Origin of the sequence: Diaphorobacter sp. HDW4A (genome assembly GCF_011305995.1) — a bacterium.
In the GTDB taxonomy this organism is placed as follows: Bacteria; Pseudomonadota; Gammaproteobacteria; order Burkholderiales; family Burkholderiaceae_C; genus Diaphorobacter_A.
This window is the reverse complement of the sequence record NZ_CP049910.1, coordinates 5,334,356-5,354,046: the sequence shown is the minus strand read 5'-3', so window position 1 is coordinate 5,354,046 and position 19,691 is coordinate 5,334,356. Positions and strand designations below refer to the sequence as shown.

General features: G+C 62.1%; 14 protein-coding genes and 1 riboswitch. Of the genes, 11 read left to right on the top strand and 3 right to left on the bottom strand.

Annotation, left to right across the window (positions count from 1 at the left end):
- Positions 1–231 precede the first annotated feature (231 nt).
- From G7047_RS24450 to G7047_RS24420, 7 genes are all read left to right on the top strand, one after another.
- On the top strand, positions 232–1,596 hold the full coding sequence (locus tag G7047_RS24450) for an aspartate aminotransferase family protein (RefSeq protein WP_166310876.1): 1,365 nt from the start codon (positions 232–234) through the stop codon (positions 1,594–1,596).
- Positions 1,597–1,868: 272 nt separating this feature from the next.
- A complete protein-coding gene (locus G7047_RS24445; RefSeq protein ID WP_166310874.1) occupies positions 1,869–3,386 on the top strand; it encodes a CoA-acylating methylmalonate-semialdehyde dehydrogenase in 1,518 nt (505 codons plus the stop codon).
- A 456-nt stretch (positions 3,387–3,842) separates the two neighbouring features.
- Positions 3,843–5,159 carry a C4-dicarboxylate transporter DctA gene (locus G7047_RS24440; RefSeq protein WP_166310872.1) on the top strand — a complete coding sequence of 439 codons (1,317 nt, stop codon included), beginning with the start codon at positions 3,843–3,845 and terminating at the stop codon, positions 5,157–5,159.
- A 50-nt stretch (positions 5,160–5,209) separates the two neighbouring features.
- Positions 5,210–5,905 carry a GntR family transcriptional regulator gene (locus tag G7047_RS24435; RefSeq protein WP_166312245.1) on the top strand — a complete coding sequence of 232 codons (696 nt, stop codon included), beginning with the start codon at positions 5,210–5,212 and terminating at the stop codon, positions 5,903–5,905.
- Between the two features lie 126 nt (positions 5,906–6,031).
- The gene (gene trpB / locus G7047_RS24430) at positions 6,032–7,240 is read left to right on the top strand and encodes a tryptophan synthase subunit beta (protein WP_166310870.1); all 1,209 of its coding nucleotides are present in this window, start codon (positions 6,032–6,034) and stop codon (positions 7,238–7,240) included.
- A gap of 203 nt (positions 7,241–7,443) precedes the next feature.
- Positions 7,444–8,001, top strand: coding sequence for a TlpA disulfide reductase family protein (locus tag G7047_RS24425; RefSeq protein ID WP_166310868.1), 558 nt, complete (start codon positions 7,444–7,446; stop codon positions 7,999–8,001).
- Between the two features lie 239 nt (positions 8,002–8,240).
- Positions 8,241–9,605, top strand: coding sequence for a glycerophosphodiester phosphodiesterase family protein (locus tag G7047_RS24420; RefSeq protein WP_166310866.1), 1,365 nt, complete (start codon positions 8,241–8,243; stop codon positions 9,603–9,605).
- Between the two features lie 245 nt (positions 9,606–9,850).
- Here the strand turns inward: G7047_RS24420 and metH are convergent, their stop codons facing one another.
- The 3 genes from metH to G7047_RS24405 all read right to left on the bottom strand — a co-directional run bounded on the left by metH (position 9,851) and on the right by G7047_RS24405 (position 14,692).
- Positions 9,851–12,619, bottom strand: a complete 2,769-nt coding sequence (metH, locus tag G7047_RS24415) for a methionine synthase (protein WP_240939249.1) — start codon at positions 12,617–12,619, stop codon at positions 9,851–9,853.
- Positions 12,620–12,651: 32 nt separating this feature from the next.
- Positions 12,652–12,758: riboswitch (S-adenosyl-L-homocysteine riboswitch) on the bottom strand.
- 75 nt (positions 12,759–12,833) lie between these two features.
- Positions 12,834–13,664, bottom strand: a complete 831-nt coding sequence (locus tag G7047_RS24410; RefSeq protein WP_166310864.1) for a hypothetical protein — start codon at positions 13,662–13,664, stop codon at positions 12,834–12,836.
- 119 nt (positions 13,665–13,783) lie between these two features.
- Positions 13,784–14,692, bottom strand: coding sequence for a LysR family transcriptional regulator (locus G7047_RS24405; RefSeq protein WP_166310862.1), 909 nt, complete (start codon positions 14,690–14,692; stop codon positions 13,784–13,786).
- Between the two features lie 119 nt (positions 14,693–14,811).
- Here G7047_RS24405 and G7047_RS24400 point away from each other — a divergent pair, with 119 nt between their 5' ends.
- Genes G7047_RS24400 through G7047_RS24385 form a run of 4 tightly spaced genes read left to right on the top strand, consistent with a single transcriptional unit; the run spans position 14,812 to position 19,684 of the window.
- The gene (locus G7047_RS24400; RefSeq protein WP_166310860.1) at positions 14,812–16,794 is read left to right on the top strand and encodes an NAD(P)/FAD-dependent oxidoreductase; all 1,983 of its coding nucleotides are present in this window, start codon (positions 14,812–14,814) and stop codon (positions 16,792–16,794) included.
- On the top strand, positions 16,791–18,014 hold the full coding sequence (locus tag G7047_RS24395; RefSeq protein ID WP_166310858.1) for a CaiB/BaiF CoA-transferase family protein: 1,224 nt from the start codon (positions 16,791–16,793) through the stop codon (positions 18,012–18,014). The genes G7047_RS24400 and G7047_RS24395 overlap by 4 nt, the downstream gene beginning before the upstream one ends.
- Positions 18,015–18,935 carry a patatin-like phospholipase family protein gene (locus tag G7047_RS24390; RefSeq protein WP_166310856.1) on the top strand — a complete coding sequence of 307 codons (921 nt, stop codon included), beginning with the start codon at positions 18,015–18,017 and terminating at the stop codon, positions 18,933–18,935.
- Complete coding sequence (locus G7047_RS24385; protein WP_166310854.1) at positions 18,932–19,684, top strand: class II aldolase/adducin family protein; 753 nt, start codon at positions 18,932–18,934, stop codon at positions 19,682–19,684. The genes G7047_RS24390 and G7047_RS24385 overlap by 4 nt, the downstream gene beginning before the upstream one ends.
- The last annotated feature ends 7 nt before the right edge of the window (positions 19,685–19,691 follow it).

Here is a 19,691-nt window from a genome sequence, read left to right as displayed (position 1 = left end):
GAACGGCGCGGCTGCGCGTGGCCTGGGGCGTGGCTTTGGTGCGCTTTTTGACCGGGGTTTTGGTGCGTTCTGCGGTGGTTTTCTTTACTTGCATAAATCCTCAAGTAAACAGTGATATTGCGTTATTTACCGGATTATCACGCCGCCCAACAATGCCCCCAAGCCACCACGCTGGTGGTGGCGATTTTTCCAATCCAATCAACGCTTTGCCCGACCCTGCTGGAGACGCACATGAGCATCACCACCACCCCTGACACCAACGCAGCATCCCAAGCCGTGCGCACCGACGCCGCCTGGCTGGACGCGCACTGGATGCCGTTCACGGGCAACCGTAACTTCAAGGCCAATCCACGCATGATCGTCGGTGCCGAAGGCGCTTATCTGCGTGACGATAAGGGCCGCAAGATTTTCGACGGCCTCTCGGGCCTCTGGTGCACGGGCCTCGGCCACGGCCGCCGCGAGATCGCCGAAGCCATCGGCAAGGCAGCGCTGCAGCTCGATTACGCACCGGCGTTCCAGTTCGGTCACCCCGCCTCGTTCGAACTCGCCAACAAGCTCAAGGACCTGACACCCAAGGGCCTCGACTACGTGTTCTTCACCGGTTCGGGCTCCGAAGCGGCAGACACCTCGCTCAAGATGGCGCGCGCCTACTGGCGCCTGAAGGGTCAGGCCAGCAAGACGGTGCTGGTCGGCCGCGAGAAGGGTTACCACGGCGTGAACTTCGGCGGCATCTCGGTGGGAGGCATCGGCGGCAACCGCAAGATGTACGGCCAGGGCATTGCGGCCGACCACATTCCGCACACACAACCTCCTGCAGGCACCTTCCAGAAGGGCATGGCCGAAGAGGGCGGCCGCGCGCTGGCCGACAAGCTGCTCGACGTGATCGCTCTGCATGACGCAAGCAACATCGCCGCCGTGATCATCGAACCGTTCGCCGGTTCCGCAGGCGTGGTGATTCCGCCCAAGGGCTATCTCGACCGCATCCGCGAGATCTGCACGCAAAACAACATCCTGCTGATTTTTGATGAAGTCATCACTGGCTTTGGCCGCTGCGGCACGATGACCGGCTCCGACGCCTTCGGCGTGGTGCCCGACATCATGAACTTCGCCAAGCAGGTGACCAACGGCGCACAGCCGCTGGGCGGCTGCATCGCCAGCAAGGACATCTACGACACCTTCATGGCAGCGGGTGGCCCCGAGTACATGCTCGAATTCGCGCACGGCTACACCTACTCGGCCCACCCGATCGCCTGCGCCGCCGGCATCGCCGCGCTCGACCTGCTCGAAAAGGAAGACGGCCCCGGCCGCGTGAAGGCGCTCGCTCCGTACTTTGAAAACGCCGTGCACAGCCTCAAGGGCGTCAAACACATCGCCGACATCCGCAACTACGGCCTCGCAGCAGGCATCTCCATCGAACATGCCCCGGGCGAGCCCGCCAAGCGCCCCTACGAAATCGCGATGAAGATGTGGGAACTCGGCTTCTACGTGCGCTACGGCGCCGACACCATCCAGCTCGCGCCACCGTTCATCAGCGAGCGCGCCGAAATCGACCGCATGATCAACGCCCTCGGCGAAACCATCAAGTCGGTTGCCTGAGACTGAGACCAAGAGTTCCCCGGGAGCTACCGCCACCGCCCCCAGCGGTAGCCCCCATTTTTCTTCGGCTTTCAAACAGCGGACGACGCAGCGCGCAGAGCGCTCGAACCCCGCACCACAATGACGAGATAGGCCCTCAGGCTAGGCGCGAAGCCGCAGACAGTACTCATGTACGGCAAGGCTTCTGCAACAACGCATGAGGGCCTATATCGTCACCCCAAAACGAATCATCCATTGAAGCCACAAGGCTTCATTGCATCAGCAGAAATACCATGAACAACGACAAGCAAGTTACCTCCACTGTTGGTCATCTCATCGACGGCAAGATCGTCAACGACACGGCCCGCACACAACCCGTCTTCAATCCCGCTACCGGCCAATCCACCACCAACGTGGCGCTCGCCAGCAAGGCCACGGTAGAAGAAGCCATTGCATCTGCTGAAAAGGCCTTCCCCGCCTGGCGCAACACCCCCCCGCTCAAGCGCGCCCGCGTGATGAGCAAGCTCAAAGTCCTGCTCGAAGAAAACGCCGACAAGATCGCCGCGCTGATCACCGCCGAACACGGCAAGGTGCTGGCCGATGCGCATGGCGAACTGCAGCGCGGCATCGAGAACGTGGAATATGCGAGTTACGCGCCCGAGCTGCTCAAGGGCGAGCACAGCCGCAACGTTGGCCCCGGCATCGACAGCTGGAGCGAGTTTCAGGCGCTGGGCGTGACCGCCGGCATCACCCCGTTCAACTTCCCCGCCATGGTGCCGCTGTGGATGTGGCCCATGGCCGTGGCCTGCGGCAACACCTTCGTGCTCAAGCCGTCCGAGCGTGACCCGTCAAGCACCCTGCTCATCGCGCAACTGGCGCTGGAAGCCGGTCTGCCACCGGGCGTGCTGAACGTGGTCAACGGCGACAAGACCGCCGTGGACACCCTGCTGCAGGACCCGCGCGTGAAGGCCGTGAGCTTTGTGGGCTCCACCCCCATCGCCGAATACATCTACGCCGAAGGCTGCAAGCACGGCAAGCGCGTGCAGGCTCTGGGCGGTGCGAAGAACCACGCCATCGTCATGCCTGACGCCGACATCCCCAACGCCGTCAACGCGCTGATGGGCGCGGCCTACGGCAGCTGCGGCGAGCGCTGTATGGCGATCCCGCTGGTTGTGGCCATCGGCGACGAAACGGCCGATGCCGTGATCGCCAGCCTCAAGGTCGAGATCGACAAGATGAAGGTCGGCCCCGGCACCGACAACAGCAACGACATGGGCCCGCTGGTCACCAAGCAGCACTTCGAGAAGGTCAAGGCCTATGTGGATTCCGGCGTAGCCGAAGGCGCGAAGCTGGTGGTCGATGGCCGCGGCGTGAAGGTCGCCGGTCATGAAGACGGCTACTTCCTTGGCGCCTGCCTGTTCGACGACGTCAAGCCCGGCATGAAGATCTATCAGGAAGAAATCTTCGGCCCCGTGCTCGGCGTGGTGCGCGCCAAGAACCTGCAGGAAGCGATGAAGCTCATCGACGACCACGAGTACGGCAACGGCACCTGCATCTTCACGCGCGACGGCGAGGCCGCCCGCTACTTCACCGACCACATCCAGGTCGGCATGGTCGGCGTGAACGTGCCCCTGCCCGTGCCCGTCGCTTATCACTCGTTCGGCGGCTGGAAGCGTTCGCTGTTCGGCGACCTGCACGCCTACGGCCCGGACGCCGTGCGCTTCTACACCAAGCGCAAGACGATCACGCAGCGCTGGCCGTCCGCCGGTGTCCGCGAAGGCACGATGTTCAGCTTCCCCAGCTCACGTTGATAGGAACGAACACCCCCTGAGTCGCTTCGCGCCTTCCCCCCGCTCTCGAAACGCGTTGCGTTTCGGGCAGGGGGACGCAGCCAGCGCGGCGGGACGGCCCTTGCGCGGCTGCCCTCGCCTGGACCACGCCAGTTTCATGCGCTGCGACCACGGCTAGCTCCATTCCTCACAGGCTGCTGGCCGTGAGGAAACAACCCGACGTCCGCTTTTCAAGGCGCACGCTTCATTGTGAAGCGTGCGCCTTTTTCGTTGGCTGGCCCGCATGCACCCAATGCGGGAGTCCTTGCACCAAGCGCGTGCCGAACGTCAGCTCAAAAATCTCCGAGACACACAAAAGTTCCTTTTTCTACAGGAAAACCCGCTTTTGGCACGCTTTTAGCTTGTCTACATTCTTGTATTCAAGATAAATCACATCTTGCATACAAGAGCAAATCAGCCAACAGGAGAGAAGCCATCATGGGACGTTTCGCCAAATCGCTATTCGGGCAGGTGCTCATCGCACTGGTCATCGGGGTTCTTGTCGGGCTGTTCTCGCCCGAATTCGCAGTCAAACTCAAACCGCTGGGTGACGGGTTCATCAAGTTGATCAAGATGATCATTCCGGTACTGGTGTTCTGCGTGGTGGTGCATGGCATCGCGGGCGCGGGAGACCTCAGGCGCGTGGGGCGCGTGGGCATCAAGGCGCTGGTGTACTTCGAGGTGCTCACCACCATCGCGCTGGTGATGGGTCTGGTTCTGGCCTTCGTGTTCCAGCCCGGCGCCGGTATGAATGTCGACGTGAAGGCGCTTGACGCATCGGCCATGAGTGCCTATGCGACCAATGCCGACAAACTGACCTCGGGCGGCTTCGTGGACTTCCTCATGAAGCTGATTCCATCCACCGTGGTTAACGCGTTCGCAACCGGCGACGTGTTGCAGGTGCTGCTGTTCGCCGTGCTGTTCGGCTGCGCGCTGTCGATGCTCGGCGAGCGCGGCAAGCCGGTGGCGGCGGTGATCGATGCGACCTCGCTGGTGCTGTTCAAAATCATGGGCATCATCATCAAGCTCGCGCCGCTGGGCGTGCTGGGCGCGATTGCGTTCACCGTGGGCAAGTACGGCATCGGCTCGCTCAAGCAACTGGGCATGCTGGTGCTGCTGTTCTACGCAGCCGTGGCGATCTTCGTGTTCGTGGTACTGGGCTTCGTGATGCGCGTCTCGGGCTTCAGCCTGATCAAGCTGCTGCGCTATCTGCGCGAAGAACTGATGGTGGTGTTCGCCACCACCTCGTCCGACAGCGTGCTGCCGCAGATCATGGCCAAGCTGCGCAACATGGGCATCCGCGACTCGACCGTAGGTCTGGTGATTCCGACCGGCTACTCGTTCAATCTGGATGCGTTCTCCATCTACATCACGCTGGCCGCCGTGTTCATCGCGCAGGCCACCAACACGCCGATCAGCATGACCGATCTGCTCACCATCCTCGCGATCTCGCTAGTCACCTCCAAGGGCGCGCACGGCGTGCCGGGCTCGGCCATCGTGGTGCTGGCGGCGACGCTGCATGCGATTCCTGCGATCCCCGCCATCGGCCTGGTGCTGGTGCTGTCCATCGACTGGTTCATCGGCATCGCTCGGGCTCTCGGCAACCTGATCGGCAACTGCGTGGCGACCGTGGCCGTGGCCGCGTGGGAAGGCGACATCGACCGCGACCGCGCGCATGCGGTGCTCAACGGCAAGGCCCTGCCGATGGACGAGACCATTGCGGAAAACGGTACAGTCACCAGCGCGCACCATTGACAAATGACCGCTTGCTTGATCGATCCCCCCCACAAACGCCCGCCCTGCCGATGACTCCCGCCTCCCCCCTGCACATTGCCGAACGCATCGTCGAAGCCGTACTGGCACAAAAGCTGGCGCCCGGCGACCGGCTGGGGGAGCAGGAGTTGGCCGACAACTTCGCCGTAAGCCGCACCGTGGTGCGCGAGGCCATGGTGCAGTTGCAGGCGCGCGGCTTCGTGCAGGTCCAGCCGCGCAAGGGCTGGTTCATCGTCCAGCCCTCGGCGGACGAGGCGCGCGACGCGTTTTCGGCGCGGCGCATCATCGAATCGGGCATCCTGCAGGAGGCCGGCCGGCCGATGCAGTCGGTCATCGGCCATCTGCGCCGGCACATCGCGCACGAGAAGAACGCCATCGACGAGGCCGACGCTGCCACGCGCGCGTTTCTCCTCGCGGATTTCCATGTGTGCCTGGCCGAACAGATGGGCCACAAGCTGCTGGCCGACACGCTGCGTGACCTGACCGCGCGCACCACGCTGGCCGCCACGCTCTACCAGTCCACGCACAGCGCGAGCCAGTCGTGCGCGGAGCACGAGCGCATCGTGCAGGCGCTCGAAGCGGGCGACACCGAAGCCGCCAAGCAACTGCTGATCGAGCACATCGGCACGGTGGAGCGATCACTCGCTTTCGCACCCGAGGCCTTGCCCGAAGTAGAAGCGCCAAACCGCTTGCGCAACGCTCTGACGCCCGTCAGCCGCGTCGGCTGACTTCGCGTTTTCACGGGTGCTCTGCGGCGCAAAACGCGCCGCCGCTATGGTATGAATGAGGGTTGCTGCAAGATTTTCTTGCACCCTTTCCTCTTTCCACTACACCTGCCCCGGGGAGACACCACAATGACCCACAAGCTAGACGCCGCCGCCATGCCCGATGCCAACGGATTCTTCGGTGCCTATGGCGGCCAGCTCGTACCGCCACACCTGAAGAAGGCCATGGACGACATCGCAGCGGCCTACGACGAGATCGTGCAGCGCAAGGATTTTCAGGACGAGCTGCAGCACCTGTTCCAGGACTATGTGGGCCGCCCCAGCCCCATCTTCCACGCCAAACGCCTGTCGGAGCAGCTGAGCGGAGCGCAGATCCACTTGAAGCGCGAAGACCTGAACCACACCGGCGCGCACAAGATCAACCACTGCCTTGGCGAAGCGCTGCTCGCCAAGTTCATGGGCAAGACCAAAGTGATCGCCGAAACCGGCGCGGGCCAGCATGGCGTGGCCTTGGCGACGGCCTGTGCGTTGGTCGGCATTCCCTGCGAAATTCACATGGGCCAAGTGGACATCGAGAAGGAACACCCCAACGTCACCAAGATGCGCATCCTCGGCTGCAATCTGGTGGCCGTCACACGCGGCCAGGCAACGCTGAAAGATGCGGTGGACAGCGCGTTCGAGGAATACCTCAAGGACCCCGTCAACACCATCTACGCCATCGGCTCGGTGGTCGGCCCGCACCCGTTCCCGAAGATGGTGCGCGACTTCCAGTCCATCGTCGGCCGCGAGGCGCGCGAGCAGTTCCAGACCAAGTACGGCAGGCTACCCGACTACGTGAGCGCCTGTGTGGGAGGCGGCTCGAACGCGATGGGCATCTTCACCGCCTTTTTGAATGACGAGAGCGTCAAGCTCGTCGGCGTCGAGCCCGCCGGTGAAGGCGTGGACAAACCCGGCAAACACGCCGCCACGCTCTCGGTCGGCAAGCCCGGCGAGATCCACGGCATGAAGTGCTACGTGCTCGAAAACGCAGACGGCACACCCGCCGCCGTGCACTCCATTGCCTCGGGCCTGGACTACCCCGGCGTCGGCCCACAGCACAGCTACTTGAAGGACATCGGCCGCGTCGACTACCAGAGCGTGGACGACCAGGAAACGCTGAACGCTTTCATGACGCTCTCGCGCGTGGAGGGCATCATCCCGGCGCTGGAAAGCTCGCACGCAGTCGCTTGGGCCATGCGCGTAGCGCCGACGCTGGGCAAGGACGTGAACATCCTCGTGAACCTTTCCGGGCGCGGTGACAAGGATGCAGACTACGTCGCTAAAAAGCTGGGCCTCTGATACCCATTCCTGAGCCCGCGCTCGTCGCAGGCCCACACCACAAAGGAGCCTCGCGCTCCTTTTTTCATTGCGAGAGCGTCTCTCGCCCATCCCCAGAACTGGGTAGTAACTTTCGTTACCGCAGCAACGCTTCGATCCCGCGATTGCTGTATTCCGTACCACGTGCCTACACTCGTTTTCCACACGTTGTGAGGAGACGCATCATGCGCAAACAAAAGCAAAGGCAGACGCATATCTACGTGGGCTTGCTCGTGTTCGTCGTCTGCTGGATCATGTCCAGCGCGTCCCACGCCTGGCAGCCTGAGGTGGGTGAAAAACCCAGCCCCATGGAGCAGCTGGAGCTGGTCAACGGCCAACCGGTGAATCTGGCCAACTACGCGGGCAAGCCGCTGGTCATCTACTTCGGCGCGGACTGGTGCGCACCCTGCGTTGCCAACGGCCGCCCCGCCGTACTCGACGCCTTCCACAAATACCGCAACAAGGGTCTGCAGGTGCTGTTCGTGGACTTGGATGACCCCTTCAAATTCCGCGGCAAAAAGATCGCGGAGTCCAAAGAAATGGGCTTTCCGATCGCCATGCGCGCAGCGCCCACCGGCGATCAGGAAAAGCTGCGCAACTTCGACTTCGGCGGCTTCGGGCGCATCCAGGTCGTGCCCACCGCCATCGTCCTGGATGGCAGCGGCAAGGTCGTCTCCAAGATCGAGCAAGGCACCAAGCTGCGCGACCAGCTTGATGGCGCAGTGGCGCCGCTGGTGCGCTGAACCGCCCGTACGCTGATCCGCCAATCGCTCGGCGCTTTTTGCCGGCGGCGAGCGAGTGGTATGTCGCGTCCTGTTCACAGGTACTTCCCCCTTGACCAGTACATAGAAAAATACAACTATGACTGTCACAGTTCTTTCACAACCACGCTCGAATATGGCGAGCAGGCAGCGGCGTCCGTGAAGCGACAGAATTTCGACGGGGGCGCTGCCGGACTCCTCAACCCTTCTGGTGACATGCCATGAAAAAGCTCACTCCAACATTCCGGCTTGCCTCCTTCGCTGCGGCCGCTTGCGCTGCGCTCACCCTCACCGCCTGCGGGGGCGGGTATGAAACTCCCTACAGCACCCTGAACGGCTCGGCGCCGCAGATCATCGCGCACCGAGGCCTCTCGGGCTACTACCCCGAACAGACCCGCATGGCCTACGAAAAGGCCGCAGACGCCGGTGCCGACATGATCGAGCTGGACATGCACCTCACGCGCGACTGCCAACTTGTTGCGCGCCACAACGCCTGGCTCGGTGACAACACCAACATCGCCGACGTCGCCAAGACCAATGCCGATGTCGCCAGCCGCAAGCGCACCACCAAGGGCGTGATGGTCAACGTGAAGTACCCTGCCATCGCAGCGAATGGACCTGCGCAGTACCTGTCGGACCAAATCGATCCGAACGATCCCAAGTCCGTGCTCAAGCCGCTTGTCGTCGACGGTGAAGACCACACCAACGATTGGTCCATCACCGACTTCACCATGGCGGAGCTGCGCAACTGGATCGGCGGCAAGATTCTCGACAACGCCAGCGAGCGCCCCACCGAATGGAATGGCAAGCTGCCGATCATCAGCGCACAGGATGTGATCGACATCGCCGTGGCCAAGGGGAAAGAGCAAAAGCGCACCATCTCCGTCTACGCCGAAACCAAGAACCCCTACTGGAACAATCAACAAGCCATCGCCAACGGCTGCGGCAAGCCCGGAAGCTCGCCACTCGAAGACGCCGTCATGGCGCTGCTCGAAAAGAACAAGCTCAACACCAACGACTCGCCGATCTACATCCAGAGCTTCGACCCCGCCAGCCTCAAATACCTGCGCAAGGCAGGCATGAAGGCCAAGGGCGTGCAGCTCGTTGACGGCAACGACATCAACTACAAAGACGGTTCGATGATCTTCATCACCAGTGATGAATGGACCTTCATCAGCGGCCGTCCCTACAGCTGGACCCTCGCGGGCGACGCGCGCACCTTCGCCGTCATGCTCACCCCTGCAGGCCTTGCCGAGATCAAGACCTACGCCGACGGCATCGGCCCCTGGAAGCCGGAAGTGCTCGCGCACTCGATCGTCCCCTACAAAGAAGGCGCGGGCCTCAAGGACGTGAACACCCTCAAGGACACCGGCCTCATCGCCAACGCCCACAAAGCCGGCCTCGTGGTGCACAGCTTCACCTTCCGCAACGAACCCGGTCGTCTGGCAGGCATCTACAAGGGCGACCCCGTCGCGGAATTTCTGACCTACTTCCGCCTTGGCATCGACGGCGTGTTCACCGACTTCGCGAACACGGGCGTGACCGCGCGCAAGGCTTATGACAAGGAGTTGGGCTTGGTTCCCTGAGGCTGACTTGACGCGGTAGACCACGGGTCCACCGCCGTCTCGGGAAACGCCCTCATCAAGGTGTTCTGGCATGCACGGCCCGAACACCTTTTTTCATGCCGCCTTTTCCAGTCAAGTAGCACCACCGGAGCCCGTCAGACGAGTTCCGTGCAGTCCTCCTCTCCAGTGAACCAGACTCGAATTGCCTCGTCTTTGACAAGCCATGGCCTGTATTTTTAAAAATACAGACGAGAGCTTGTAAAAACTCACCCCAGATTCGGCGACAGCGCCCGGCGCAGCACTTCCACATCCATCCCGCGTCGCTCGGCCATGTCCACCAATTGATCTTCGCCGATCTGCCCCACGTTGAAGTAGGTGGAGTCAGGATTGCCAATGTAGAACCCGCTCACGCTCGAGGCCGGGAACATGGCCAGGCTTTCGGTGAGCTGCATGCCGATCTCGTTCGCGTCGAGCACCTTGAACAAGTCAACCTTGGCCGTGTGATCGGGGCAGGCGGGGTAGCCTGGAGCGGGGCGGATGCCCTTGTATTGCTCTTTGATCAACTCGGCGTTGCTCAAATTTTCATCAGCGGAGTAGCCCCACAGGTCCTTGCGAACACGTTGGTGCAGGCATTCTGCAAAGGCTTCGGCCAGACGGTCGGCCAAAGCCTTGAACATGATGCCGGAGTAGTCGTCCAGCGCCGCGTCGAATTCCTTGTCCTTCTTTTCCGCGCCGATGCCGGCAGTCACGGCAAAAAGGCCGGCATAGTCCTTGATGCCGGATTCCTTCGGGGCGACGAAGTCGCTCAGGCAGCGGCTGGGACGCATCACGCCTTCAATCGCGGTCTTTTCGGTCTGCTGGCGCATACCGTACCAAGTCATCAGCACCTGGCTGCGTGATTCATCGGCGTAGAACTCGATGTCATCACCCACGCGGTTGGCTGGGAAGAGGCCCATCACGCCGTTGGCCTGCAGCCAGCGGCCTTCGATGATCTTCTTGAGCATGGCCTGCGCGTCGGCCAGCACCTTGCGGGCTTCAACGCCGACGATTTCATCGTCGAGGATCGCGGGGTAGGCGCCGGCGAGATCCCAGGTCTGGAAGAAGGGGCCCCAGTCGATGTACGCAGCGATCTCGGCGAGATCGAAATTCTTGAACACGCGGCGGCCCATCGCACGCGGGGCGACGGGCGGGTGCGCGGCGAAGTCCACCGGGGTGGCGTTGGCGCGGGCCTGCTCCAGCGTCCACAGCGGTACCTTCTTCTTGTTGGCATGCTGGGTACGCACCTTGTCGTAGTCGGAGAGCACGCCAGCCACAAAGGTCTCCTTGTTGTCACCGAGCAGGCTCTGCGCCACGCTCACGCTGCGTGAGGCATCGGGCACGTAGACCACCGGGCCTTCGTAATTGGGCGCGATCTTCACGGCGGTGTGCACGCGCGAGCAGGTGGCGCCGCCGATCAAGAGCGGAATCTTCTTGATGCGGAAATAGTCGTCCTTGTGCATTTCACCAGCGACGTATTGCATCTCTTCCAGGCTCGGCGTGATCAGGCCCGAGAGGCCGATGATGTCGGCACCTTCGGCCTTGGCGCGCGCCAGGATTTCGTGGCACGGCACCATCACGCCCATGTTGATGACTTCGAAGTTATTGCACTGAAGCACCACGGTGACGATGTTTTTGCCGATGTCGTGCACGTCGCCCTTCACGGTGGCGATCACGATCTTGCCCTTGCTCGACACATCGAGGCCCGCGGCTTCCTGCTGGCGCTTTTCTTCTTCGATGTAGGGCACCAGATGCGCCACGGCCTGCTTCATCACGCGGGCCGATTTCACCACCTGCGGCAGGAACATCTTGCCCGCGCCGAACAGGTCGCCGACGATATTCATGCCGTCCATCAGCGGGCCTTCGATCACGTGCAGCGGACGTCCGCCGCCCTTCACCACGATCTGCTGATAGGCCTCTTCCGTGTCATCCACAATGAAGTCGGTGATGCCGTGCACCAGCGCGTGCGACAGGCGCTCGCCCACGGTTTTGGGATGCTCCGGGGTGCCGCGCCATTCGAGCTTCTTGCTGTCGTCCTTGGCGGCGCCCTTGGCCTGATCTGCGATTTCGAGCAGTCGTTCTGCAGCATCGGGGCGACGGTTGAGCACCACATCTTCCACGCGTTCGCGCAGCTCGGGCTCAAGGTCGTCATATACGCCAACCATGCCGGCGTTGACGATGCCCATGTCCATGCCCGCCTGAATCGCGTGGTACAGAAAAACGGTGTGAATCGCCTCGCGAACCGGGTCGTTGCCGCGGAAGGAGAAGCTCACGTTGGAGACGCCACCCGAGACCTTCGCGCCCGGCAGGTTCTGCTTGATCCAGCGCGTGGCTTCGATGAAGTCGACGCCGTAGTTGTTGTGCTCTTCAATGCCGGTGGCCACGGCGAAGATGTTCGGATCGAAGATGATGTCTTCCGGTGCAAAACCCACTTCATCCACCAGTACGCGGTAAGCGCGCGAGCAGATCTCGGTCTTGCGTTCGTAAGTGTCGGCCTGGCCCTTTTCATCAAAGGCCATCACCACAGCCGCCGCGCCGTAGCGCTTGACCAGCTTGGCGTGTTCCTTGAACTGCTCCACGCCTTCTTTCATCGAGATCGAATTGACGATGCCCTTGCCCTGAATGCAGCGCAGACCGGCTTCGATGACTTCCCACTTGGAGCTGTCCACCATGATAGGCACGCGCGCGATGTCGGGCTCGGAGGCGATCAGGTTCAGAAAGCGCACCATCGCGGCCTTGCTGTCCAGCATGGCCTCGTCCATGTTCACGTCGATGACCTGCGCGCCGTTCTCCACCTGCTGGCGGGCGACGGCCAGAGCCTCTTCGTACTGCTCGTTCAGGATCATGCGAGCGAAGGCCTTGGAGCCGGTCACATTGGTGCGCTCGCCCACGTTCACGAAGAGCGAACCTTCGCCGATGAATACCGGCTCAAGGCCCGACAGGCGCATGGGGGCCACAGCGGGGGAAGAAGAATCGACGGACGACGACACAACAGACATCTCGCTCACCTGTAAAAAACCATTGACAGAAAAACAGGTGAGCGCCGTTGTGCAGTACAGGCAGTCATCTGCCCTGGCCCCAAGCCTGACAGGCGCGGACAAAATTCCGGCGTGGCCTGCTGCAGCGCTCCTTGGGGCGAAGCGGCAGATTTTAAGGCAAGGCCGCCCGCCCTGCACATTGGGCGCGGAAGTCCCGGCAGAGGTGGGTACCGATTTACCGCACCGGCAGGAATTGCAGGAACGATCCGCCCACCAGCCCCTGCGCATAGCCGATCACCGCACGCCGGTACTTTTCGGTGGTGACGGCAGCCAGCAGGTCGAGCCGCGCGATGATCTTGCCGAACTCGCGTTCATAGCTCAGGTTGCGCTCGCTGGCGTTGAGCTCGTCAGCCAGAAGCAGCGGCTTGCCGTTGTCACCACGGCGGTTGCCCAGCATCCATACTGCAATCTCGATGTTGCGCGCCGCGTTGTAGATGTGCTGCGCGTCCTGACCATCGATCAGAAAGAACTCCGACTTGCCACCGTGCGCGGTGATGAGCATGTCGGATGTGCCGTAAATAAAAGCCGCCACACGGTCGCCGGTGAAACCGTGCGACAGCGCGAGATCCATGGCCTCGATGTCGCGCTTGCCCTTGAGCGGCGGCCACCCTTTTGTGGGAGCTGCTTCGCCTGCGGCTTTCTCCGGCACGCGACGATCTGTGCTGCTCTCGGGGTTGGAGGGATTGTCGCCGCTGTCCGGATTGCCCGCCGCCTCGATGGCCGTCTTGAGCGCCTTGAGCGCCTCTTCCCGACTCGCGAAACCACCCTTGCGCCACTCGGCCGGGTTGCGCTTGTAGAGCTTGTCGGCCAGCCGCATCAACGCATTGAGGTTCTCGCGCATGCCCACGTTGGCCACCCGGTTCATGTCGGACTGCAGCCACTCACTGATCGACGCGTCGGAGCCTTTGACCTCGCCGCGGCTGGTAGGCGCGGAATGGCAGGCCACCAGCAGGGACGCGGTAGCAAGAATAGCAACACATGGGATCGTTCTGATGGCTAGATGCATGCAACTCCTCGTTGGGCCGCATTGTCCAAGACATTCGAGATATCTCCCTGCGAACCAGCTCACATGGCCGTCATTTTTTGCAAACGAAAGTGACAGCGCACGCCATCGAACTCCGGAGATCAACTTCCAATCGGCACACTGCGGGAAAGACGCAACAGCTCCGCGACCAGTCGCTGCACCGCTGTCTGGGTTTGGTGGCGATGCACGGCCACCGCAAAATCCAGCGACTGCGGAGCAATTGACCCCGGAAGCAGCGCGAGCCGACCTGCCTTCAGAAGCTCGGCCACCATGACTCTGGGCAAGAGCGCAATGCCACCGCCCGAGGCGACGATCTGAATCAACCCCATGAGCTTGTTGCAGGTACACAAGTTGGACATGTCAGCGCCGAAGCTGCGCAGTTCCTGATAAGCGGGCGCGAAGAAGTCGGAGGGTTTGGAGACACACCACAGCGTCTCGTGCCGTAGCAGGTCCTCGAGCGCGCGATTGCGACCGTCCGCCGTGAACAGCAATCGTGTGGCACACACCCAGATCATCGGCACGCTGCCAAGTGGCGTGTAGACCAACTCGGCGTTGCTGCGGCTGTTAGCGACGATGGCTGCGTCCAGCGTGCCCGCCGCCAATTGCTCCTGCAGCTTGATGCCAAGGTCCAGCTCCACGTCGTAGGTCACGCGCGGCAAGGATTTGCGCAGTGCCGGCATCAGCTTGCCGAGCCATGTCATCGACACCTCGCCTAACCCCAGCCGCACGGTGCCACTGGGATTGACCGCAGCCTCGGAATCGTTGAACGCGTCCTCCACGCTGCGCAGCAGCGGCTCCACGCGCTCCACGAAACGTCTGGCCTGCAGGGTCAGCTCCAGTCGCCTTCCGCGCCTCTCGAACAGGACAAAGCCCAGCGAGCCCTCCAGCTCCTTCATGCGCGCGGAAATCGCGGGCTGCGTGGTGTGCATGCGCTCGGCCGCTGCGCTGAAGGTGCCCAGCTTGGCGATCCAGCACAACGTGTCTGCGTGCATCAGGTTGGGACGGCTCATGCCGCCGTTTATACATCAAGAAAATTGATGAATACCAATCATTAACTTTCGTTGGATTTATTGGTCACCCGCTTCCAGAATTTGACCAACATCAAAACGCAACGGAAACACTGATCGCAATGACTTCCTACAGCCCGAACATCCAAGACACCTCCGTCTGGTCCTCCACGCTGCAGACGGCCTTGGCCGATGCCAACATCCCCACCTTGCTGATGGTGCTGGTGCACCTCACCGGCAGCAAGGAATGGCTCGCATCCCGATACCAATGCACCAAGGTGCGTGGTATCGACGATCACGACACGGGCGGTCTCGAGCCCGAAGTACAACAAGAAGTGCGCAACGCTGCACATACCGCCCTTCTGGCCTGGAAGCAGGGCCTTGTCCCGAAGCTGCAGCACAGCAGCGCGCAGCTGGTGCAGGACATGCTCAGCATCAGCATCGGCGAGGCGTTTCCCAGCGGCTACAGCGACATGGCCGCTGCGGGCCTCGGACTGGACGAGGAATTCGCGCTCGACCAAGCCGACCAGTTCCACGTGCCCAAGGGCTTTCAGGTCGTGGTGATCGGTGCGGGGGTGGCTGGCATCTGCTCGGCCATCCGTCTCAAGAAATCCGGCATTCCGTTCGTAGTGATCGAAAAGAACAACGAAGTGGGCGGCACCTGGCACGAAAACCGCTATCCGGGCTGCGGCGTGGACACGCCCAACCACATCTACTCCTTCTCGTTCGCCAAGCACGACTGGTCGCGCTACTTCGCGCTGCAGGAAGAAATCCAGAACTACTTTGAGCAGGTGGCAACCGACTTCGGCATCCGCGAGCACATCCGCTTCAACACCAAGGTACAAGCAGCTCGCTACGACGAGTCGCAGTCACGCTGGAGAGTGGACATCGAATCCACCGATGGCATCCAGGAGACACTGCAGGCTGACATGCTGCTGAGCGCCGTGGGCCTGCTCAACATGCCGCGCATGCCCCATATTCGCGGTCTCGACAATTTCAAAGGCCGGTGTTTTCACACCGCACGCTGGCCTGAGGATCTGGACCTCACTGGCAAACGCGTGGCCGTCATCGGCAACGGCGCTTCGGCGATGCAGGTGGTCCCCGCCATCGTCGACCAAGTCGAACACCTGACGATTTTCCAGCGCTCCAAACAATGGGCCGCGCCCTTCGCCAAGTTCAAGAAGCAGGTGCCGGACAGCGTGCGCTTTCTGCTCCGCGAGGTGCCGTACTACCAGGAGTGGTACCGTCAGCGCCTGAGCTGGATCTTCAACGACCGCATCCACTACAGCCTGCAGAAGGACCCCGAATGGCCGCACCCCGAGCGCGCCATCAACAAATACAACGACCGCCAGCGCATCCACTTCACCGACTACATCAAGGAGCAACTCGGCACACGCCAGGAGTTGCTGGATGACGTACTCCCTGACTACCCGCCGTTCGGCAAACGCATGCTGATGGACAACGGCTGGTTCCGCACCGTGGCGCGCGACGATGTGACGCTGGTGACCGGCGGCATCAGCCACGTGAGCGAGCACGGCATCGTCACCGACCGTGGCGTAGAGCACGAAGTCGACATCATCGTGATCGCCACCGGCTTCGATGCGCTCAACATGCTGGGCTCGTTCGATCTGCGCGGGCGCGGCGGCCTGTCGATTCGCGAGGCGTGGGCCGCCCAGGGCGCACAGGCCTTCCATGGCGTGACCATGCCGGACTTCCCCAACTTCTTCGCGTTTGCAGGCCCCAACACCGCGCTGGGCCATGGCGGCAGCGTCGTCGCCATGCTGGAGGCACAGGTGCGCTACGTGATGGGACTGATGAAGAAGGCGCTCAAGGAATGCGAGGGCCGCTTCGAACTGGAGGTCAAACGCGAGGTGCATGACGACTACAACCAGCGCATCCAGGACGCTCATGAGCGCATGATCTGGACCCACAAGGGCATGAGCAACTGGTACCGCAATCCCCAAGGCCGCGTGGTCGCCACCACACCGTTCCGCAACGACGATTACTGGACATGGCTGCGCGCCACCGATCTCGCGCACTATCACCTGAAGCCTGCATCGACGCCGCAGTCCCGCACCAACGGTACGGAAAAGGTCCCCGCATGAGCCACGACGAATCGCAAGCAGCGCCCTCGCGGCACTTGCTCAGTGGCCTGCGCATTCTTGATCTCGGCACGATGATCGCTGGCCCGGTCGCCTGCACGCTGTTCGCGGATCTGGGCGCCGAGGTCATCAAGGTCGAGGTACCAGAGCGCGGCGACACGGTGCGCGACATCGGACCCTTCGTGGACGGCGAATGTCTCTACTGGCATGTCGAAGCGCGCAACAAGAAATCGGTCACGCTCAACCTGCGCGACCCCGAAGGTCAGGCCATGCTCTGCGAGATGGTCAAGCATGCCGATGCGGTGGTCGAAAACTTCCGCCCCGGCACGCTCGAGAAATGGAACCTCGGCTTCGACGAATTGCGCAAGCACAACCCCAAGCTCATCATGCTGCGCATCTCCGGGTTTGGACAGACCGGTCCGTACCGCGAACGTGCGGGCTATGACCGAATCGGTCTGGCGTTCGGCGGACTCATGGGCATCACCGGCTACCCCGATCGTCCACCCGTCCGCAGCGGCACATCGACCGCCGACTACCAGACCGCGCTGATGGGCGCGTTCTCCCTGATGACCGCGATCTACCACCGCGACCTGCACGGCGGCGAGGGGCAGGAGATCGACCTGTCGATGTACGAATCCATCATCCGTTTCACCGAAGTGCTGGTGCCGGAATACGACCGCCTCGGTGTGGTGCGCGAGCGGCGCGGCAACAAGCATTTCGCGGCCGCACCGGGCGAGCATTTCCAGACCAGCGACGGGCGCTATCTGATCCTCACGGTATCCGCCGACGCAGGCTTTCAGCGCTTGTGCCGTGCGATGGGGCGTGCCGATCTGCTGGACGATCCGCGCAACGCCACGCACAGCGCGCGCTGGGAACATGTGGACGAGCTCAACCGCATTCTGGGCGAATGGATTGCTACGACCCCGGTCGACGCGCTGTGCGCGGCGCTTGATGCCGCCAAGCTCGCATACTCGTTCATCTACAGCATCGACGACATCATGAAGGATCCGCACTACGCGGAGCGCGAGAGCATTGTGTCGGTCGATCATCCACGCATCGGGCCGGTGAAGATGGCGGGCGTTTTTCCGCGCTTCTCCGGGGTCGAGCACAAGCCCATCGAGCCCGCTCCGGATCTGGGGCAGCACAACGCCGAGTACTACGCCAATGTGCTGGGCATCGATGCAGAGCGCCTGCAGGCACTTGCAGCGCGGGGAGTGATCTGAATGGGTTCGACCACACAAAATACGCCTACGCATGCCGTCGTCATCGGCTGCGGCGGCGTGTTGGGCATTGCCTGGTCCATTGGAGTGATCGCGGGACTCGCGCGAGATGGGGCCGCCCTGAACAACGCCGACCTGTGGATTGGCGCATCAGCGGGTTCCGTGGTTGCGACCAATCTGGCATGCGGATTCTCCATTGAAGAGTTGTTCGAAGAACAGATCGACGGAACGGCTAAAGCCAGCGAGTTGCTGCGCCCCTATTCGCAGGCCGATGTGGACGCCAAGAATCAGCTTCTGTTCGAGAAGGTGCACGGCGATCTTGCGCAGGCAAGGCAGCGTATCGGAGCATGGGCACTGCGCAGCAACACGCCGCAACTCACGGAGCGGCACGCCATCATCGCGCAACGGCTGAAGCAGGTCGATTGGCCTCGGAAAGCGCTGCGCATCGTCAGCGTGAACGCACTCACCGGCAGCGCGAAGGTCTGGGACCGAAGCAGCGGCGTGCCACTCGTCGATGCAGTTGCTGCAAGCTGCGCGGTGCCGGGAATCTGGCCACCCGTGCCATTGCAAGGTGAACACCATATCGACGGCGGCCTGCGTTCGATGACCAACGCCGACCTCGCGGCCGGTGCGGGGCGCGTATTGGTGATCAGCCCGCAAGGCTACAGCGACGCCAATCCCGTGAGTGGTCATTTGCGCAGCGAGCTGAAAGCCTTGCAGGCCAACGGATCGCAGGTGCACGTGATCACGCCCAATGCCGCCAGCCTTGACGCCATCGGCTCCAACATTCTTGACCCGTCGCGCTGCGCCAACGTGGCCACCGCGGCTCTGAGTCAAGGCAACGCCTTGTGCGCCGCCGTATCGCAATTCTGGACACCGACCCTTCAAGACAGTCGCACGACCGAAAACCTCGCAGTCACATGAGCACTTCCCGCACCCCGATCACCGACGCCGAATGGCAAGTTCGCCAAGACTTGGCAGCCGCCTACCAACTGGCCGCTTTGCACCGCATGACGGACCATATCTACACCCATATCTCCGCACGCGTTCCGGACGAAGAGGGACACTTTCTGCTGAACGCCTACGGTCTCACATTCAATGAGGTGACGGCCTCCAATCTGGTGAAGGTCGATCTGACAGGCAAGGTGCTCTCGGATACGACGGGTCTTGGCATCAACCTCGCGGGCTTCATCATTCACGGTGCGATTCACGAGCACCGGCACGACGCGTTCTGCGTGATGCACACGCACACGCAAGCCGGCATCGCCGTCTCTGCGCAAAGGCGCGGTCTGCGCATGCTGTCGCAGCATGCCATGCGCTTTCACCACAAGATCGCGTACCACGACTACGAGGGCGTAGTCCTTGACATGGACGAGCGCGATCACATCCTGCAAAACCTCGGCACACTCAACGTGATGATTCTTCGCAACCACGGCCTGCTGGTCTGCGGCGACAACATTCCCGATGCGTTCGACCAGATGTACTACCTCGAGCGCGCCTGCCAGATCCAGATCGCTGCGCAATCCAGCGGCGAAGAGCTCATCGAAAGCAGCGACACCGTGGCATCGCGCGTTGCAGCCCAGTTCGACCGACCAGGGCGCCCGTCGAAAGACAAGCACTGGCCCCCGCTTCTGCGCATGCTCGATCGCGTGAAGCCTGAATACAAGCGATGAGGCGAAC

Coding starts and splice junctions, on each gene's coding strand:
- G7047_RS24450 (WP_166310876.1), top strand. CDS start 232: ATGAGCATCACCACCACCCCTGACACCAACGCAGCATCCCAAGCCGTG.
- G7047_RS24445 (WP_166310874.1), top strand. CDS start 1,869: ATGAACAACGACAAGCAAGTTACCTCCACTGTTGGTCATCTCATCGAC.
- G7047_RS24440 (WP_166310872.1), top strand. CDS start 3,843: ATGGGACGTTTCGCCAAATCGCTATTCGGGCAGGTGCTCATCGCACTG.
- G7047_RS24435 (WP_166312245.1), top strand. CDS start 5,210: ATGACTCCCGCCTCCCCCCTGCACATTGCCGAACGCATCGTCGAAGCC.
- trpB (WP_166310870.1), top strand. CDS start 6,032: ATGACCCACAAGCTAGACGCCGCCGCCATGCCCGATGCCAACGGATTC.
- G7047_RS24425 (WP_166310868.1), top strand. CDS start 7,444: ATGCGCAAACAAAAGCAAAGGCAGACGCATATCTACGTGGGCTTGCTC.
- G7047_RS24420 (WP_166310866.1), top strand. CDS start 8,241: ATGAAAAAGCTCACTCCAACATTCCGGCTTGCCTCCTTCGCTGCGGCC.
- metH (WP_240939249.1), bottom strand. CDS start 12,619: ATGTCTGTTGTGTCGTCGTCCGTCGATTCTTCTTCCCCCGCTGTGGCC.
- G7047_RS24410 (WP_166310864.1), bottom strand. CDS start 13,664: ATGCATCTAGCCATCAGAACGATCCCATGTGTTGCTATTCTTGCTACC.
- G7047_RS24405 (WP_166310862.1), bottom strand. CDS start 14,692: ATGAGCCGTCCCAACCTGATGCACGCAGACACGTTGTGCTGGATCGCC.
- G7047_RS24400 (WP_166310860.1), top strand. CDS start 14,812: ATGACTTCCTACAGCCCGAACATCCAAGACACCTCCGTCTGGTCCTCC.
- G7047_RS24395 (WP_166310858.1), top strand. CDS start 16,791: ATGAGCCACGACGAATCGCAAGCAGCGCCCTCGCGGCACTTGCTCAGT.
- G7047_RS24390 (WP_166310856.1), top strand. CDS start 18,015: ATGGGTTCGACCACACAAAATACGCCTACGCATGCCGTCGTCATCGGC.
- G7047_RS24385 (WP_166310854.1), top strand. CDS start 18,932: ATGAGCACTTCCCGCACCCCGATCACCGACGCCGAATGGCAAGTTCGC.